The organism is Streptomyces sp. CB09001 (assembly GCF_003369795.1).
GTDB lineage: Bacteria > Actinomycetota > Actinomycetes > Streptomycetales > Streptomycetaceae > Streptomyces.
The window spans coordinates 2,042,049-2,060,111 of the sequence record NZ_CP026730.1 but is presented as its reverse complement, the minus strand read 5'-3'; the positions used below and the strand labels follow the sequence as shown (position 1 = coordinate 2,060,111).

At 70.7% G+C, this 18,063-nt stretch carries 12 protein-coding genes; 3 read left to right on the top strand and 9 right to left on the bottom strand.

What is annotated here, in order from left to right; all coding sequences use genetic code 11:
- Nucleotides 1–366: 366 nt before the first annotated feature.
- Together C4J65_RS09585 and C4J65_RS09580 are read left to right on the top strand one after the other, a co-directional pair.
- Nucleotides 367–8,166, top strand: coding sequence for a ricin-type beta-trefoil lectin domain protein (locus C4J65_RS09585; protein WP_240330628.1), 7,800 nt, complete (start codon nt 367–369; stop codon nt 8,164–8,166).
- A 79-nt stretch (nt 8,167–8,245) separates the two neighbouring features.
- Nucleotides 8,246–8,809: a hypothetical protein gene (locus tag C4J65_RS09580; protein ID WP_115742033.1), complete on the top strand. Its 564-nt coding sequence runs from the start codon at nt 8,246–8,248 to the stop codon at nt 8,807–8,809.
- A 54-nt stretch (nt 8,810–8,863) separates the two neighbouring features.
- Here the strand turns inward: C4J65_RS09580 and C4J65_RS09575 are convergent, their stop codons facing one another.
- Both C4J65_RS09575 and C4J65_RS09570 read right to left on the bottom strand, forming a co-directional pair.
- Nucleotides 8,864–9,220: a cytidine deaminase gene (locus tag C4J65_RS09575; protein WP_115742032.1), complete on the bottom strand. Its 357-nt coding sequence runs from the start codon at nt 9,218–9,220 to the stop codon at nt 8,864–8,866.
- Nucleotides 9,221–9,302: 82 nt separating this feature from the next.
- Nucleotides 9,303–10,196: a helix-turn-helix transcriptional regulator gene (locus tag C4J65_RS09570; RefSeq protein ID WP_162833099.1), complete on the bottom strand. Its 894-nt coding sequence runs from the start codon at nt 10,194–10,196 to the stop codon at nt 9,303–9,305.
- A 103-nt stretch (nt 10,197–10,299) separates the two neighbouring features.
- On the opposite strand from C4J65_RS09570, the gene C4J65_RS09565 reads away from it, so the two are divergent.
- Complete coding sequence (locus C4J65_RS09565) at nt 10,300–11,745, top strand: MFS transporter (RefSeq protein WP_162833098.1); 1,446 nt, start codon at nt 10,300–10,302, stop codon at nt 11,743–11,745.
- Here C4J65_RS09565 and C4J65_RS09560 read toward each other — a convergent pair.
- From C4J65_RS09560 to C4J65_RS09530, 7 genes are all read right to left on the bottom strand, one after another.
- Nucleotides 11,707–12,078, bottom strand: coding sequence for an MmcQ/YjbR family DNA-binding protein (locus tag C4J65_RS09560; protein WP_115742030.1), 372 nt, complete (start codon nt 12,076–12,078; stop codon nt 11,707–11,709). The two genes, C4J65_RS09565 and C4J65_RS09560, sit on opposite strands and share 39 nt — an antisense overlap.
- Nucleotides 12,075–13,379 (bottom strand): hemolysin family protein, encoded by a 1,305-nt coding sequence (locus tag C4J65_RS09555; RefSeq protein ID WP_115742029.1) that lies wholly within the window; start codon nt 13,377–13,379, stop codon nt 12,075–12,077. Before C4J65_RS09555 ends, C4J65_RS09560 begins: the two co-directional genes overlap by 4 nt.
- Nucleotides 13,376–13,873: an rRNA maturation RNase YbeY gene (gene ybeY / locus C4J65_RS09550; RefSeq protein ID WP_115742028.1), complete on the bottom strand. Its 498-nt coding sequence runs from the start codon at nt 13,871–13,873 to the stop codon at nt 13,376–13,378. Before ybeY ends, C4J65_RS09555 begins: the two co-directional genes overlap by 4 nt.
- Nucleotides 13,874–13,885: 12 nt before the next feature.
- Entirely contained in the window at nt 13,886–14,965 is a 1,080-nt protein-coding gene (locus C4J65_RS09545) for a PhoH family protein (RefSeq protein WP_115742027.1), read from the bottom strand.
- Between the two features lie 105 nt (nt 14,966–15,070).
- Nucleotides 15,071–16,414, bottom strand: a complete 1,344-nt coding sequence (locus C4J65_RS09540; protein ID WP_115742026.1) for a GH1 family beta-glucosidase — start codon at nt 16,412–16,414, stop codon at nt 15,071–15,073.
- 57 nt (nt 16,415–16,471) lie between these two features.
- Nucleotides 16,472–16,738 carry a protealysin inhibitor emfourin gene (locus C4J65_RS09535; protein ID WP_115742025.1) on the bottom strand — a complete coding sequence of 89 codons (267 nt, stop codon included), beginning with the start codon at nt 16,736–16,738 and terminating at the stop codon, nt 16,472–16,474.
- 21 nt (nt 16,739–16,759) lie between these two features.
- Nucleotides 16,760–17,830: a M4 family metallopeptidase gene (locus C4J65_RS09530; protein WP_115742024.1), complete on the bottom strand. Its 1,071-nt coding sequence runs from the start codon at nt 17,828–17,830 to the stop codon at nt 16,760–16,762.
- Nucleotides 17,831–18,063 lie beyond the last annotated feature (233 nt).

Below are 18,063 nucleotides of genomic sequence, written 5' to 3'. Positions count from 1 at the left end.
TCTTGTGATCGTTCAAGGCCGCATTCACGTGTTCCTTGTGCGGCTTTTGATCACCTGTTGTGCGGCGATGAGGCCGATTTCCGCCATACATCGCGCCAGTCATGAGAAGGGCTGTTCTGGCGTGACATCGGGCGTGGTGTGGATCACACGGATGGGATTCGAGGTCGATTTATCGATCTTGATGCCTGCGGCGCTCATGACAGAGGGTGCGGGCACATTCGTTTGCCTGGGTGGGAGTCGACGCGCATGCGTGCTCAAAGTCCGCTGTCCTGGCTGGGGCGTAGACGCCCGGCCCTGACGGAGCCACAACGACGGCGTCGCCGGCACAGCCGCGCGGCGACCGTCCTCCTGCTGTGCTCCACGATGATGGTCACGACCCTCAGCGCGGAGGCGTGGGCGGTACCCGGCCCGGGCATGAGCCGCGAGGAGGCGATCGACCTCCCCGACCTGCCGGAGAACGCCGCCGTCGACGGGGACGAGGAGGCGGAGAAGAACCTCACCACCGCCCCCGTGATTCCCGTCGACCCGTACGCGCCGACCGCCGTCACCCCCTGGACGGAGAGCAGCGGCACCGCCACCCTGGCGGCGGACGCCGCCGCCGGCAGCACGGTTCCGGTCTCGGGCGGTCTGCCCGTCGCGCTGGGCGTCCCCGAGGGTGTCGACGCCGCCGACGTCGCCGGAGAGTGGAAGGTCGACCTGGCCGCGCCCTCCGCGTCCCAGGAAGCCGGCGTCTCCGGCCTGATCATGCAGGTCACCCCGCCGGCCACCGCCGACCCGGCCGCGCAGGTGGCGCTCGCCGTCGACACCACCTCCTTCGCGGACCTCTACGGACCGCAGGCCGCCGACCGCTTCGGCCTGGTCCTGCTGCCCGAATGCGTCCTGACCTCCCCCGACAGCGGGGAGTGCGCCGCCGAGGGTGGCGCGCAGACCATGTCGGGCAAGGCCGACGCCAAGCCGGAGCGGCTGGCCAGCACGGTCGAGGTGGTGCCGGCGGCCGACGCCCCCACCGGAGCGAAGAGCCCCCGGAAGGCCACCAGCCACAAGATCCTCACCGGTTCCGTGCCGGTCGCCGACCTGCTCGGCGCCGAAGCGACCACCGGGCAGACCGCCGAGTCCGCCCCGAAGCCGTCGGGTGCCTCCGCCCGCACGGCATCGGCCCGCACCGGCGCCCTCCAGGCGGTCGACGCCTCCGGCCCCCAGGTGGTCGGCGCCATGGACACCGGCGCCTCGGCCGCGGGCGACTTCACCGCGACACCGCTGCTCACCTCGGGCGCCTGGTCCGCCGGAGCCTCCTCCGGCGCCTTCACCTACGGCTACCAGGTCCAGGTCCCCGAGACCGCGGGCGGCCTGATGCCGAAGATCGCGCTGGGCTACTCCTCGCAGTCCGTCGACGGGCGCACCTCCGCCACCAACAACCAGGCCTCCTGGATCGGCGACGGCTGGGACTACAACCCGGGCTCCATCACCCGCACCTACGCCAACTGCCGTCAGGACTCAAAGAAGGCCGGGTCCAACAACGCCACCCACCGCACCGCGGACCTGTGCTGGGGCTCGGAGAACGCCACCCTGTCGCTCGGCGGCACGACCACCGAGCTGGTCTGGGACAAGGACCGGGGCAAGTGGTTCACCGCCAACGGCGACGGCGCCAGGATCGAGCGCGTCGAGGACCCCGCAACGAAGAACGGTGCCAGGAACGGCGAGTACTGGATCGTCACCACCCGGGACGGCATCCGCTACCACTTCGGACTGAACCGGCTTCCCGGCCACGCCGAGGGCAAGCCGGTCACCGACTCGGTGCTGACCGTTCCGGTGTACGGCAACCACCCGGGCGAGGACTGCTACAAGGCCGGTGACTGGGCCGGCTCCTGGTGCACGCAGGCCTGGCGCTGGAACCTCGACTACGTCGAGGACGTGCACGGCAACGCCATGTCCCTGTGGTGGAAGACCGACAAGAACTACTACGCGCGCAACTTCAACTTCAAGGCCCCCGTCCCCTACGACCGCGACGGCTACCTGACCCACATCGACTACGGCCAGCGCAAGGACAGCATCTTCTCGAAGCCCGCCCCGGCCCGCGTCGACTTCGTCGTCGACGACCGCTGCTTCACCGAGGGTTCGCTGACCTGCTCCGAGGAGAACTTCACCGACAAGGACCCGGGCAAGTACCGCATCTGGTACGACACCCCGGCCGACCTGCGGTGCTCTTCCGGCAAGACCTGCTGGAACGCCGGACCCTCCTTCTGGAGCCGGATGCGCCTGAAGGAGATCAAGACGTCCGCCCAACGGCGGACCGACACCGACGCCCTCCAGCTAGTCGACCGGTACGCGCTCGAGCAGAGCTTCCCGGTCCTGAAAACCGGCCCGAACACCGCCCTGTGGCTTGAGTCGATCAAGCGCACCGGCTTCGCCCGCAACGGTGAGGGCGACGCCCGCGTCGAGCTCAACGCCGTACGCTTCGAGTCCAACGCGGACGACATGCCCAACCGGGTCATGCGGCCGAACGACCCGCGCCCCGGCTTCTCCCGCCTGCGCATCGCGCGTGTCATCAACGAGTACGGCGGCGAGACTGTCGTCACCTACAAGCCGGCCACCGGCGACTGCGCCACCGGCACCGGACTGCCCGGCAAGTCGGACACCGCCGCGCTGAAGTCCAACACCCGCCTGTGCTACCCGCAGTTCTGGAGCCCCGACCCCGAGGCCGAGGACATCGACTGGTTCCACAAGTACGTCGTCGACTCCATCGAGGAACTGCCCAACGTCGACGGCTCCTTCGGCACCCGCACGGCCTACGAGTACAAGAACCCCGGCTGGAAGCTCTCCCAGTCGGAATTCTCGAAGAAGTCGACCCGCACCTACTCCCACTTCGCCGGGTTCGAGCAGACCACGGTCATCACGGGCACGGACGAACCGAGCTTCGGCAGCAAGAAGTCCAAGGCCGTCACCCGCTACTTCCGCGGCATGGGCGACACCGTCCCGGTGAAGGACATCACGGGCGCCGAGATAGCCAAGGACCGCGAGCCCTTCGCCGGCCGTATAGCCGAGGAACTGACCTACACCGACGCCTCCGACGCCGACACCGACTGGCTGTCCCGCAGCGTCACCGTCCCGGCCGCCACCGAACTGGGCAGACGCGACCGCGACGACGGGCTGGAACCGCTGCGCGCCTGGCGCGTCACGGAGCCCAGGGAGGTCGCGTACACCAAGTCCTCCGGCACCGGTGACGACGACCGAACGCAGCGGGTCGTCGAGACGAAGACCGAGTACGAGTCGACGCACGGCCTGCCCACCCAGGTCGAGTCGCTCGGGGACACCGGCAAGCCGGGCGACGAGTCCTGCACCCGGACGGAGTACCTCCACCACACCGGCAAGAACCTCATCGGCCTGACCAAGCAGGTCCTGGTCTCGCCCACCACCTGCGCGAACGCCGACTTCTCCGACCTGTCCACGCTCAGCGGCGCCACCCGCACCGCCTACGACGGCACGGGCTACGGGACCGCGCTCGCCGACACCACCCGGGGCCTGGCCACCGAGACCTGGTCGCTCAACGGCGCCGGCACCGGCTTCCAGACCAACGGCACCAGCCAGTTCGACGCCGTGGGCCGCGTCGTCAGGCAGACCGACCCGGACGGCAAGTCCGGCACGATCGCGTACACCCCGGCCACCGGCCAGGTCTTCGAGGTCACCGAGACCAACGCCGCCGGCCACACCCAGAAGCAGGTGCTGGAGCCGGGCCGCTCGACGACCCTGAAGACCACCGACGCCAACGGACACGTCAGCCAGGCCGAGTACGACCCCCTGGGCCGCCTCCTGAAGGCCTGGGGCCCGGGCCGCACCCCGTCCAGCTCCGCCGTGCCGGACCTCGAGACCGTCTACACCGTCCCCAAGTACGACCCGGAGAACCCCGACCGCAAACCCCCGTTCGTCATCAGCTACACCCGCGGCCACAACGACCGCGTGGAAGCCTCCGTCACCCTCTACGACGGCCTCGGCCGCGAGCGGCAGACACAGGAGGAGGCGGACGGCGGCGGTCACCTGATCACCGACACGCTCTACAACAGCTCCGGCGAGATCTGGCAGACCAGGAACGCCTACCTCACCCACGAGGCGAAGACCGGCGAGCTGTTCACCCCGCTCGCCGACACGGCCGTCCCCAACATCACCCAGTACACCTACGACGGCCTCGGCCGCGTGCTGGAGGAGACGCCGGTCCTCAAGGTCATGGACCCCGAGACCAAGGAGGCCACCTCCCAGCCGGTGCCCGCGAAGGCGACCCGGTACGAGTACGGCCAGGACTGGTCCAAGGTCGTCAACCCGGCCGGGACCTCCTCCTACCGCGTCTACACCGACGCCCTCGGCCGCACCTCCCGGGTCGACACCTTCGACTCGGCGCCCAGCGGCTTCACGTCGATGCGGTACACGTACGACAACCGCGGTCAGCTGGTGAAGGCGGCCAACTCGGCCGACCCCACCCACCCGTACGCGTGGACGTACGACCACCGCGGCCGGCAGACCAGTGCCACCGACCCGGACACCGGCACCACACGCACCACCTACGACCACCGCGACCGGACGGTGACCACCACCAACGCCCGCGGCGTCACCGTCTGGAACGGCTACGACCTCCTGTCCCGCCCGACCCAGCAGCGCCTGGACAACTCCACCGGCAAGCTGCTCGCCGACATGGGCTACGACTCCGCCCCCGGCGGCAAGGGCATGCCTGCCACCGCCACCCGCTACACCGACGGTCAGCCCTACACCCAGCGCGTCAACGGCTACACCGAGGACTACGACCCGACCTCGACCACGCTGACCCTGCCGCAGACGCTGGCCGACACCTGGGGTCTGAAGACCTCCTACACCTACGGCTACACCTACAACGACACCGGCGCCCTCGATGAAGCCACGCTGCCGGCCGTCGGCCGCTTCGACGCCGAGAAGCTCGTCGTCCGCTACAACAAGTACGGCAAGCCCCTGTCGGTCTCCGGCAAGGACTGGTACGGCGCCGAGACGGTCTACGACTCCTACGGCCAGGTGCTGCGCTCGACGCTGGGCGCCCAGCCGTACCGGGTGTGGACGCAGAGCTCGTACGACGAGTCCACCGGTGAGCTGAAGGAGCAGTCGGTCTACCGCGAGCAGCGCGGCGACCAGAGCATCGTCGCAGGCCACCTCGTCTCCAACCGTTCCTACGCCTACGACGAGTCGGGCAACGTCACCTCCATCCGCGAGCACTCGGAGGGCATCGCCGAGCGCGAGTGCTTCGCCTACGACCCGCTCGGTCAGCTGAAGACGGCCTGGACCGCCAAGGACCAGACCGCCTGCACCGGCCCGAAGAACGGCGACGGCACCCTCAACGTGGCCGCCGGCAAGGACGGCTCGGGCTACTGGCAGGAGTACGAGTACGACCTCGTCGGCAACCGCACCAAGCTGACCGAGAAGGACCTCACCGGCGCCACCGCCAAGGACGCCACGACCACGTACTCCTACGGCAAGGCTGACGGCACCCAGCCGCACACGCTGACCAAGGTGTCCAAGGCCTACACCACGCCGCAGGGCGCGCAGGTCAAGGCCGAGGCCGAGCGCCTGTACGAGCTGACCGGCGAGACCAAGTCCGTCACCTCCCTCGAGAATGGTGACCAGCAGGAACTGACCTGGACCTACGACGGCAAGATCGACCGCATCAAGGGCCAGGGTGCCGGCGGTGAGACCCCGTACGTGGGTCTGGCCGACAAGTGCCTCGACCTGAAGAGCGGCACGGCCGTGGCCGGACAGCCCATCCAGCTGTACTCCTGCAACGCCACGACGGCACAGAACTGGCGTTTCGCCCCGACCCCGGGAGCGGCGCAGACCGACCCCGACCGGGGCACCATGGTCGTCCACGACGACTGGTGCCTGCAGCCCGCCGGCAACACGGCCGGCGCCGCCGTCCAGCTCCAGAAGTGCGACGGCTCGGCCGCCCAGGAACTGAAGCGCGACGCCTCCGGCCGGCTGACCCACGTCGCGTCGGGCCTGTGCGTCGCGGTCAAGGACGCGAACTCGGCGGACTCGACGCCGATCGTGCTCGCCACCTGCGGCGCCGACAAGGCCGAGCAGCAGTGGTCCGCGCAGAACGACACCCGCTACATCTACGGTCCCGACGGCTCACAGCTGCTGCGGATCAAGGACAAGCAGGCGACCCTGTACCTGGGCGAGGCCGAGGTCACCGTCCGCCCGGGCGGCACCCTGGTGAACACCCAGCGCACCTACTCGGCCCCCGGCGGCGCGGTCATGCGCTACGCCAACGGCAACGGCAACGAGACCCTGGTCGCGCTGGCCGGCGACCACCAGGGCAGCACGTACGCGGAGGTCGCCCTCTACGACGACATGGCGGTCCGCATCCGCAAGCAGGACCCGTTCGGCAACCAGCGGGGCGCCGACACGGTCGGCAACGACCTGCAGACCCACTCGGGGTTCCTGGGCGCCACCCGCGACGACTCCTCCGGGTACCAGCCGCTGGGCGCCCGGCTCTACGACCCCGTGGTCGGACGCTTCCTGTCCGCGGACCCGGTGCTGGACCTGAACGACCTGCTCCAGTCCAACGGGTACTCCTACGCGCACAACAACCCGGTGACGATGTCCGACCCGACGGGTCTGGCCATCTCACTGACCGCCTCCGAGAAGGCCGCGGCCCTCGTGGGAGCTGGACTGTCGGCGGCGGAGGTCTCCCAGGCGCAGGCCACCATGGGCAAGTCGTTGACCTCGGTGATCCTCGGCGCGGCGTGGAGCACGCTGAAGGACTTCATCGGCATCAACGACGCCATGGCCTGCTTCGGCGGTGACATGTGGTCCTGCGCGGGCATGGTCATCGGAGCCATCCCGTGGTTCAAGGCCGGCAAGATCCCCGGCGTCCTCAAGGCCATCGACCGCACCATCGACGCCATCCAGGCCTTCCGCAAGGCGAAGAAGGCGGCCGAGGCCGTGCTGAAGGCCGCGAAGGCGGCCGAGTCGGCGGCACTGAAGGCCAAGAAGGCGGCGATCGAGAAGGCGAAGAAGGAAGCCGCGCAACGCGCCAAGAAGAAGGCGGCGGAACAGGCGAAGAGAACCGCCGACCGGGCCGCCGCCCAGGCCAAGAAGACCGGCAACGCCGTCCAGAAACGGGCCCAGGCCAAGGCCGCCCCGAAGGTGTCGTCGGTCAGCAAGTCCTCCGGGGGCGGCAAGAAGGCGGCCTCGAAACCCGGCGGCAACTCCGGTGGCTCCTCCCGCAGCAAGGGCGGCAGCAGCGGAAGCGGCGGCTCGGGCAAGGCCGACGGCGGCGGCTCGTGCCCGGTCGGCAACAGCTTCGTGCCGGGCACCCGCGTCCTGATGGCCGACGGCACCACGAAGCCGATCGAGCAGGTCGAGGCCGGCGACAAGGTGATCGCCACCGACCCGAAGACCGGCGAGCGCCGCGTCGAGACGGTCACCGCCGAGATCAAGGGCGAGGGCCTGAAGCACCTGGTCAAGGTCACGATCGACACCGACGGCAAGGCGGGCACGAAGACGGCCCAGGTCACCGCGACCGACGGCCACCCCTTCTGGGTCCCCGAACTGGGCAAGTGGATCGACGCCACCGACCTCCGCTCCGGCCAGTGGCTCCAGACCAGCGCGGGCACCCACGTCCAGATCACCGCGGTAAAGCGCTGGACGAGCCCCGGATCGACGGTCCACAACCTGACGGTCGGCAACGTCCACACGTACTTCGTGGTGGCGGGGGCGGCGCCGGTACTGGTCCACAACTGCGGTACCGGTGGAGCAGATCCCGACCACCTCCAGGACATGGTCGACGACATGACCGACCTGGCCGGGGGAGGCGCGGGCTGGCGCACCATGGGCGCGCTGCACGCGGACACCCCGAGCGGGGGGCTGGACCTCGTGGCGGTGGGTGCGCGCGCGGACCTCACACAGCGCCAGTGGACGTCTCTCCCTTCGCTCGGCAGCGGCACCCTTGCCATCCGTGTGCCGCAGCCGGCGAGGACTGTCGCCAAGGACGATCTGTGGCACGCCGAGGTCAAACTGTGGACGGAAGCGGCAGGTATTCTCCAGATCCAGCCGCGTCTGCTCGTGGTCAGCAGACCTATCTGCCCCGCGTGTCAGAACTTCCTGACAAGACGAGGCGCGAGCATCACCTCAGACACCACAGCACAGTGGTAGGCAACTGATGAGGGTTGTGGGGGAGCGAAGAGGATCGCTTCCCCACAGCCGCAGTGACCATCCGTGAAGGAGCAAGTACATGCAGGACGCGGCCCGGGGCGTGGCTCTGGCCTTCAACGCCTCTGCGGTCCTGCGGACAGGCGGCGCGGTCTTCGCCGCCTGTCCGGATGAACGTCTCCGGTCCCTGTACTACCGAATGGACGCCGGGATGAGAGCTGTCTGGCGCCACCTGCGAGGCGCCGACATCCATCCCGGGGTCGTGGCCGAGGCCGAGGACGCGAACCGTGTACTGGGGGAGCAGTCCCGGGAGCTTGGCCTTCCCGAGGAATTCCTCGGGAGTTACCGCGACCTCGCCGCCACGGCGCTCGCCGACTTCGCGGGGCGGGAGGAGGTGTCGCAGGAGGACGTGTCGGCACTGGCCGTGGAGGCGGTCGGCTTCCTGGAAGCCGGAGTGGCCAGCGCGCAGGGGGCGGTGGATTACGAGCGCTCGTGCCAGGTGGCGATCCGGTCGTTGCTCCAGGGCTGGGCCGACGATCCACTGTCCACGATGCGGAAGGTGCGTCGCGAGACGGGCGTGTGGGCTCTGGCCTATCAACGGTTCGTCACCCCGGTGCCCAGAGGCAATCCTGACATCGCGGACTGACCCGCTCCGGGCAGCCGGCAGTCCGCCGGCCCGCGGCAGAGCGTACGACCTCGGTCAGCCCGCGCTGACCGTCTCCCGCACCGTCCCGTCGGGCGAAGCCACCAGCACCGGCGTCTCCGGCCCGCCCAGGTCCCGTACCGCCGCCCGGTCCTCGTCCGACGCCGAGTCCGACTCGGTCACCACGGCTGCCGCCTCCAGCGACTTCGCGCCGGACGCCACCGCCATCGCCACCGCCGTGCGCAGGGCGCTGAGCTGAAGGGAGTCCAGGGCGACGGTCCCGGCGACGTACGTGCGGCCGGTCTCGTCGCGTACGGCGGCACCCTCGGGCACGCCGTTGCGGGCGCGGGCCGAGCGGGCCAGGGTGACGATCTTGCGGTCCTCGGGGTCGAGGCCGGGGGTCTCGGTGGTCATGGGGTGAGCATACGTAGCCCCGCCGGGCGCCGGTCCGCTCACCCCGGCACCGGTCCGCTCCCGCACGGGCAGTGGCCCGCTCTCACCCCGCCACCGGGTACATCGCCCCGCGCCGGCCCTCCGGCGAGGCCAGCCACTCCAGCTTCGCCGCCGTGTTCGCCTCCTCCAGCGGCGTGTGCAGCACGATGGTCAGATCGGGGCGGGCGGGCACCTGCAACGCCGTCGACTCCAGGCTGAGCAGGCCGACCAGCGGGTGGTCCAGCTCCTTGCGGATCTGCCCCGCGTCCTCGATGTCCCGCTCCTCCCACAGCGCGGCGAACTCGGCACTGGCCTCCTTCAGGTCCGCCAGCACCTGCTGGAAGCCCTCGTCGTCCGGGTTGGCCGCGCAGGTCGCGCGGAACTGGGCGACGACCGTGCCCGCGTTGTGCTCCCAGTTGCGGGCCCGGGAGCGGTACAGCGGGTCGGTGAAGTAGTCGATGATGCAGTTCCACGTCGTCTCCGGCCGCATGCCCAGCACCATCGCCGCCGCGTCGTTGTACAGCACGCAGTTGTAGTACCGGTCCATGATGTGCGCCGGATACGGCATCCACGTGTCGATCAGCCGCCGCAGCCCCTCGCACATGTCCCGCTTCGAGGGCTCCACCTCGGCCGCGGGCGGGTTCAGCCCCGCCAGCACGTACAGGTGGCGGCGCTCGGTGTTGCTGAGCCGCAGCACCCGCCCGACCGCGTCCAGCACCTGCGGGGAGACGGAGATGTCGCGACCCTGCTCCAGCCACTGGTACCAGGACGCGCCCACCCCGGCGAGCACGGCCACCTCCTCGCGGCGCAGCCCCGGCGTGCGGCGCCGGGCCCCGCCGTCCGGCAGACCGACCTCGGCCGGGGACACCCGGGCCCGGCGGCTCATCAGGAACTCCCGCAGCTCACTGCGGCGCCGGTCCCGGCCCGCGGTCCCGGTCCTCGTGATCACGTCCGGCACGTACGTACTCCCCCCGTAGCCAACCCGCCGGTGCCTGGTGGTGGCACCACCAGAACAATCGGCGTCTCCCCACAACTATTCCGGGGGCCCGAGGCTCATGTCCATGGCGATCGACACCACCCCGACCCCCGTTGCCGAACAGCAGGCCGCTCCCCGGCTCTCGCCCCGCGACCGGCTGGTCCTGTTCGTGCTCTGCGCGGCCCAGTTCATGGTCGCGCTCGACTTCTCCGTCCTGAACGTCGCCCTGCCCGTACTCGGCGCGGACCTCGGCATGAGCACCTCCGCCCTCCAGTGGGCGGTCACCGCGTTCGCGCTGCCCTCCGGCGGGTTCCTGCTGCTCTTCGGGCGCATGGGCGACCTCTACGGCCGCCGGCGGCTCTTCCTCGCCGGACTCGCGCTCTTCGGCGCCGCCTCCCTGCTTGCCACCCTCGCCTGGGACCCGGCCTCCTTCCTCGCCGGACGCGCCCTCCAGGGCCTCGGCGCGGCGGCCATCGTCCCGACCGGCATGTCCCTGCTGACGACGACCTTCCCGGAGGGCCCCGCCCGCGACCGCGCCCTCGGCATCTCCGGCACCCTGCTCTCGCTCGGCTTCACCGTCGGCATGGTGGCCGGCGGCGTCCTGACCGACCTGCTGAGCTGGCGCTCCACGATGGGCCTGCTCGCGCTGTTCGCCCTGATCGTGCTGCCCCTCGCGCCACGCCTGCTGCCCGAGTCGCGGACCCCGGAGCGGCCCCGTCTCGACGTCCCCGGCGCCGTCACCGTCACCGGCGGCCTGCTCTCCCTGATCTACGCCCTCACCACGGCCGCCGAGCACGGCTTCGGCCGCACCGACGTCCTCGTCACCCTGGCCGCGGGCCTGCTGCTCCTGGCCGCCTTCGTGGCCGTGGAGTCCCGCAGCGCGGCTCCCCTGGTCTCCCTGCCGATGCTGCGCCGCCGCACGGTGGCCTGGGGCAACCTGGGCGGGCTGGTCACCTTCTCGATGATGTCGACGGTCGTCTTCGTGCTCACCCTGTACCTCCAGGAGATCCTGCACCTGAGCGCCTTCGAGACCGGTCTCGTCTTCGGGGTGCAGGGCGTGCTGTCGGTGGTGGCCGGTTCGTACGCCCCGCGCGTCATCGGCCGCTTCGGCGCCCGTCGCACCCTCGTCGGCTCGCTCGCCGGACAGGGTGCGATCGGCCTGTCCCTGCTCGCGCTGGGCGAGGGCGGCTGGTCGGTGGTGCTCGCCACCGCCGCCGTGTCCCTGGCCAGCATGTGCCACCTGGGCGCGATCATCTCCTACGGCCTGACGGTCACCTCCGGCGTCCCCGACGAGGAACAGGGCCTGGCGACCGGCCTGGTCACCTCCACCCAGCAGGTCGGCATCACCGTCGGCATCCCGCTCCTCGGCGTGCTGGCCACGACCGCCACCGACCTCGGGTCCGGCGTCCACACCGTGCTGGTCCTGGACGCGGTGATCGTGCTGGCGGCGGCCGTACTGGTCGCGGTGGGGCTGCGGGCGGCCCGCACCGCCTCAGGGGCGGTCGAGGCGGAGCCGGTCCGCGCGCGGTAGACCGGCGACGACCAGGTCGTACGAGTCCTCGACCAGCTCCCGGACGACACGGTCCGGGAGCCCGCCGCCGGGACCGTCGCCCACCGTCACCGTGTTCCAGTGCCGCTTGTTCATGTGCCAGCCCGGGACGATCAGCCCCGGATGCTCGCGCCGCAGCCGGAGCGCGTCGTCCGGGTCGCACTTGAGGTTGACGGTGAGCGGGCGCCCGTCCAGCGAGGTCAGCGCGAACATCTTCCCCAGCACCTTGAAGACGGAGGTCTCCGGGTTGAAGGGGAAGTCCTCCTGCGCCGCGTTGAAGGAGAGACAGAAGTCGCGCAGCTCCGCCGGGGTCATTCGGACACGGCCTCCTCGGCCGGCTTCGCCGCGGCGACCGGCTCCACCAGCACCGTCACGATCTTGTTCCGACGGCCCGCGGCGGCCTCCGCCGTCAGCCGCAGTTCCCGGCCGTCGGGCAGCTCCACGATCGAGGACGCCCCGGCGATCGGGACCCGGCCCAGCGCCTTCGCGAGCAGGCCGCCGACCGTCTCCACGTCCTCGTCGTCGTACTCGTCCAGGCCGTACAGCTCGCCCAGGTCGCCGATGTCCAGGCGGGCGGTCACCCGGAAACGGTCCCCGCCCAGCTCCTCCACCGGCGGCAGCTCCCGGTCGTACTCGTCGGTGATCTCGCCGACGATCTCCTCCAGGATGTCCTCGATGGTGACGATGCCCGCCGTGCCGCCGTACTCGTCGATGACGACGGCGACGTGGTTGCGCTCCTTCTGCATCTCGCGCAGCAGGTCACCGGCGTTCTTCGTGTCCGGCACGAACGACGCCGGGCGCATCGCGGTGGAGACGAGGTCGCTCTCCGCGTCCCGGCTGATGTGCGTCCTGCGGACCAGGTCCTTCAGGTAGACGATGCCGACGATGTCGTCCTCGCTGTCGCCGGTCACCGGTATCCGGGAGAAACCGGAGCGCAGGGCGAGGGTGAGGGCCTGCCGGATGGTCTTGTAGCGCTCGATGACGACGAGGTCGGTGCGCGGCACCATGACCTCCCGCACGAGGGTGTCGCCCAGTTCGAACACCGAGTGCACCATGCGGCGCTCCTCGGCCTCGATCAGCGACTCCGCCTCCGCGTAGTCCACCAGCGCCCGCAGCTCCGCCTCCGAGGCGAAGGGGCCCCGGCGGAAGCCCTTGCCGGGGGTGAGCGCGTTGCCGATGAGGATCAGCAGCGAAGGGATCGGGCCCATGATCCGGGCCAGCGGCAGCAGCACGTAGGCCGCCGCGGTCGCCGTGTTCAGCGGGTGCTGGCGCCCGATGGTGCGCGGCGAGACCCCGACGGCGACGTAGGAGAGCAGCACCATCACCGCGATGGCGATGATCAGCGCCTCTCCGGTGCCGTCGAACTGTCTCAGGCAGGCGTACGTGACCAGCGCGGCGGCCGCCATCTCGCAGGCGACGCGGACCAGCAGCGCCACGTTGAGGTAGCGCGTCGGGTCGGCGGCGACCTGGGCGAGTTTCTCGCCGCCCCGGCGCCCGGACCGTACCGCCTCCTCGGCGCGGAAGCTGGAGACCCTGGCGAGCCCCGCCTCCGCGCACGCGGCCAGCCAGGCGACCACCACCAGGGCGACGGCGCCGGCGACGAGCGGGAGGCTCATGAGACCGTCGGGGCCGGGGACGGGCCGGTCAGGCCCCGCTCCGCACGCCAGCCGTCCACGATCGCGGCCTGCAGACCGAACATCTCGGCCTTCTCGTCGGGCTCCTCGTGGTCGTACCCGAGCAGGTGCAGCACCCCGTGGACGGTCAGGAGCTGGAGCTCCTCGTCCATGGAGTGCTCCGTCGGCGCCTCGGTGCCCTGCTTGGCGGCGACCTCCGGGCAGAGCACGATGTCGCCGAGCAGCCCCTGCGGCGCCTCCTCCTCGTCCTTGGACGGCGGACGCAGCTCGTCCATCGGGAAGGACATCACGTCGGTGGGACCCGGCAGGTCCATCCACTGGATGTGCAGCTGCTCCATGGCGTCGGCGTCCACGACGATCACCGAGAGCTCGGAGAGCGGGTGGATGCGCATCCGCGCGAGCGCGTAGCGGGCGATGTCGAGGATCGCCTGCTCGTCGACCTCGGTTCCGGACTCGTTGTTGACGTCGATCGACATGGTCGTGCTGGTCTACTTCCCCTTGGCCTTGGCACCGTGTCTCGGTGTCCGGCCGCCGTTGTGGCCGCCGTTCTCGGTGCCGTTCCTGCTGTCGTACTGCTCGTAGGCGTCGACGATACGGCCCACCAGCTTGTGCCGGACGACGTCCTGCGACGTGAGCCGGGAGAAGTGGACGTCCTCGACGCCCTCCAGGATCTCCTGCACCTGCCGCAGACCCGACTTCGTGCCGCCGGGCAGGTCGACCTGGGTCACGTCACCCGTGATCACGATCTTCGACTCGAAGCCGAGCCGGGTGAGGAACATCTTCATCTGCTCGGGGCTGGTGTTCTGGGCCTCGTCCAGGATGATGAACGCGTCGTTCAGCGTACGGCCGCGCATGTACGCCAGCGGGGCGACCTCGATCGTGCCCGCCGCCATCAGCCGCGGGATCGAGTCCGGGTCGAGCATGTCGTGCAGCGCGTCGTACAGCGGGCGCAGATACGGGTCGATCTTCTCGTACAGGGTGCCCGGCAGGAAGCCGAGCCGCTCACCGGCCTCGACCGCCGGGCGGGTCAGGATGATGCGGTTGACCTGCTTGGACTGCAGGGCCTGCACCGCCTTGGCCATCGCCAGGTAGGTCTTGCCGGTGCCCGCCGGGCCGATGCCGAAGACGATGGTGTGCTTGTCGATCGCGTCGACGTACCGCTTCTGGTTCAGCGTCTTGGGGCGGATCGTGCGGCCGCGCGAGGACAGGATGTTCTGCGTGAGCACCTCGGCCGGGGTCTCCTGGCCGTCGCTCTCCCCGTTCTCGCTCGCCTTGAGCATGGCGATCGAGCGTTCCACTGCGTCCTCCGTCATCGGCTGCCCCGTGCGCAGCACCAGCATCATCTCGTCGAACACGCGCTGTACGAGGGCGACCTCATGGGTGTCGCCGACGGCGCTGATCTCATTGCCCCGGACATGGATGTCGGCCGCCGGGAAGGCCTTCTCGATCACGCGCAGGAGGGAGTCTCCGGAGCCCAGTACGGTCACCATGGGGTGCTGGGCGGGGACGCTGATCCGTGCGCTCGCCTGCCCCTGCGCGGGGGTGTGGGCTGAGGGTGTCTGAGTCATGGGCCGGCGCTCTAGGCCTGCTCGTCCTCCTCTGCGGCGTCCGCCGCGTGACGGGTGTGTCTGCTGACTCCAGCGTACGACTCCCCGCCGACAGCACCGAGGGGTTTATCCGACCGGTACCCGCCGCTGCCCGTCGAGCAGCTCCCGGAACCAGCCGTACGACGCCTTGGGCGTGCGGGCGAGCGTCGTGAAGTCCACGTGGACCAGTCCGAAGCGGCGGGCGTACCCCTCGGCCCACTCGAAGTTGTCCAGCAGCGACCACACGAAGTAGCCGCGCACGTCCACGCCCGCCTCGACCGCCCGGTGCAGGGCGCGCACGTGCCCGTCCAGGTAGGCGATGCGGTCCCGGTCGTCGAGGCCCTCGTAGGAGCAGCCGTTCTCCGTGATCACGACCGGCGGGAGCCGGTCGCCGTAGCGGTCCCGGAAGCCGGTGAGCAGCTCCGTCAGCCCCTCCGGGACCACGGGCCAGCCGAAGTCCGTCACCGGACGCCCCTCGATCCGGCGCACCGAGAAGGGCAGTTCGGCCGGGAGCGTCACCCCGCCGAACTCGATCTCCGCGCCCTGCGGGGCACCCACCCGCGTCGGCGCGTAGTAGTTCACCCCGTACCAGTCCAGCGGCTCGGCGATGATCTCCAGGTCGGCCTCCACCCTTTCGGCGGAACCGGGCATGAGCTCGCCGATGCCCTCCGGGTACCGACCGGTCAGGAGCGGGTCGGCGAACATCCGGTTCAGCAGGAGGTCGTAGAAGTCCGCCGCCTCCCGGTCGGCCGGGTCGTCGGAGGCGGGCCAGACCGGGCCGTGCGAGTTGGCGATGCCGACGTCAGAGGCGCCGGACGCGCGCAGGGCCCGTACCGCCAGGCCGTGCGCGAGGAGCTGGTGGTGGGCGGCCGGGAGGGCGTCGAACAGCAGCTCCCGGCCGGGGGCGTGGACGCCCAGGGCGTGGCCGAGCAGGGTGTGCTCGGCCGGCTCGTTGAGGGTGATCCACTTGCCGACCCGGTCGCCGAGGCGCTCCGCGACGACCGACACGTACTCGGCGAACCGGGCGGCCGTGTCCCGCTCCAGCCAGTCCAGGTCCGCCGGCAGGTCCCAGTGGAACAGCGTCGGCACCGGCCGCACGCCCGCCGTGCACAGCTCGTCCACCAGGCGGTCGTAGAAGTCCAGGCCGCCGGGGGAGTCCACCCGGGGCCAGGAGACGGAGAAGCGGTACGCGTCCACGCCGAGGCCCGCCAGGAGCGCCACGTCCTCGCGGTAGCGGTGGTAGTGGTCGCAGGCCACCGCCGCCGTCGCACCGTCCTTCACCCGGCCGGGCTCCGCCGTGAAGGCGTCCCACACGGACGGTGCCCGCAGCCCGGCCGCGCCCTCGATCTGGTGCGCGGACGTGGACACGCCCCACAGGAAGCCGTCCGGGAACCGCGGCATCGGATTCGCCGGCATCGCGTCAGTCGCCATGCGCGGATCATCCGTACCCCCGGTAAGGGAAGTCAACGCCCGCGCACCCGACCGGTGTTACGCACCCTCCTTCAGCACCCGCGAGATCAGCGCGCGCTGCTCGTCCGTCAGCCGGGGATCGGCGGCGTACACCGTGTTCCCGTCCACGGTGAGCTGGTAGCTGAACCCGTCCGGCACCCCGACCGGCGGGGTGCTCCGGCCGTCGGCGACCGCCCGCTCGGCCAGGGCATGCCACTCGTCCGCGTCGGGGCGTCCCGCGGTCTCGACCTCCGCGTGGCGTTCGATGCCCGCGAAGCCTCCTGTGCGCCTCACCTGAATCCGCATGGACCCGTGTCTAGTACGGAACTACAGCGTCCGCACCCCGACCTGCTCCCAGGCCTTGCCGACCGCCTCCAGCTCGTCCCCGTCGCCGTAGCGCTCCCGGGCGGCCTTCACCGTCAGCGTCGCGAAGTCCGTGAACGAGGCGTCCTCGGCCAGCTCGCCGCCGGTCAGCACGTCGTACCAGATCTGTCCGGCCCGCTCCCAGGCGTGTCCGCCCAGCTCGGTGGCGAGGAGGTAGAAGGCGTGGTTGGGGATGCCGGAGTTGATGTGCACGCCGCCGTTGTCGCGGCCGGTGCGCACGTAGTCGTCCATCGTCGCGGGCTGCGGGTCCTTGCCGAGCACGTCGTCGTCGTAGGCCGTACCGGGTGCCTTCATGGAGCGCAGCGCCTCGCCCGTGACCCGCGGGGCGAGCAGCCCGGCGCCGATCAGCCAGTCGGCCTCGGCGGCGGTCCGGCCCTGCGCGTACTGCTTGATGAGGGAGCCGAAGACGTCGGAGACCGACTCGTTGAGGGCGCCGGGCTGGCCGTAGTAGGTCAGGTTGGCGGTGTGCTGGGTGACGCCGTGGGTCAGCTCGTGGCCGATCACGTCCAGGGCGATGGTGAAGTCGAGGAAGATCTCGCCGTCCCCGTCGCCGAAGACCATCTGCTCGCCGTTCCAGAACGCGTTGTTGTACTCGCGGTCGTAGTGCACGGTCGCGTCCAGCGGCAGGCCCGCGCCGTCGATGGAGTCCCGCCGGTAGACCTTGAGGTAGTGCTCGAAGGTGGCGCCCAGGCCCGCGTAGGCGCGGTTCACGGTGGCGTCCTGGCCGGGTTCCTCGCCCTCACCGCGCACCTCGCTGCCCGGCAGGTCGGTGCCGTGCCCGGCGTCGTAGACCGTGCGCCGCGGCTTCCCGGGCTCCGCGTCCGCGCGCGGGGCCACGGAGGGGGCGCCGACGACCGTGGTCAGTCCGCGGCGGGCGCGTTCGAGGGCGTCGCGCTGGATGGTGCGGCGGGCGGGCCCGGCGAGCACGGGGTCCGTGTTCCGGGCGAGCCGGTCGAGGACGTGGGGCGGGACGATCGTGCAGAAGACGGGCTGGAAGCCCCCGTGTGTGGTCATGTCCGGCACTCTCGCACTGTGTGACCGCACTGTCACTACCCGCAACCACGATCGGTGCACAGTGACGGGAAGGGGCCCCCGTGGCCTGGCCGGGAGTGGTATACGGCACTTTTTGTCCCCTTTCTCACCCCGGTCCCGCATACTGATACGGACCCGCGTGACCCGCGTGACTCGGCTAGGGTGCTGGGCACCATGCGATTCGGGCTGCTTCTCCTTAGCTGCCGCGGCGAGGG

Excerpts from the sequence above, each read along its gene's own strand:
- C4J65_RS09585 (WP_240330628.1), top strand. The coding sequence starts at position 367 with ATGGTCACGACCCTCAGCGCGGAGGCGTGGGCGGTACCCGGCCCGGGC.
- C4J65_RS09580 (WP_115742033.1), top strand. The coding sequence starts at position 8,246 with ATGCAGGACGCGGCCCGGGGCGTGGCTCTGGCCTTCAACGCCTCTGCG.
- C4J65_RS09575 (WP_115742032.1), bottom strand. The coding sequence starts at position 9,220 with ATGACCACCGAGACCCCCGGCCTCGACCCCGAGGACCGCAAGATCGTC.
- C4J65_RS09565 (WP_162833098.1), top strand. The coding sequence starts at position 10,300 with ATGGCGATCGACACCACCCCGACCCCCGTTGCCGAACAGCAGGCCGCT.
- C4J65_RS09560 (WP_115742030.1), bottom strand. The coding sequence starts at position 12,078 with ATGACCCCGGCGGAGCTGCGCGACTTCTGTCTCTCCTTCAACGCGGCG.
- C4J65_RS09555 (WP_115742029.1), bottom strand. The coding sequence starts at position 13,379 with ATGAGCCTCCCGCTCGTCGCCGGCGCCGTCGCCCTGGTGGTGGTCGCC.
- ybeY (WP_115742028.1), bottom strand. The coding sequence starts at position 13,873 with ATGTCGATCGACGTCAACAACGAGTCCGGAACCGAGGTCGACGAGCAG.
- C4J65_RS09545 (WP_115742027.1), bottom strand. The coding sequence starts at position 14,965 with ATGACTCAGACACCCTCAGCCCACACCCCCGCGCAGGGGCAGGCGAGC.
- C4J65_RS09540 (WP_115742026.1), bottom strand. The coding sequence starts at position 16,414 with ATGGCGACTGACGCGATGCCGGCGAATCCGATGCCGCGGTTCCCGGAC.
- C4J65_RS09535 (WP_115742025.1), bottom strand. The coding sequence starts at position 16,738 with ATGCGGATTCAGGTGAGGCGCACAGGAGGCTTCGCGGGCATCGAACGC.
- C4J65_RS09530 (WP_115742024.1), bottom strand. The coding sequence starts at position 17,830 with ATGACCACACACGGGGGCTTCCAGCCCGTCTTCTGCACGATCGTCCCG.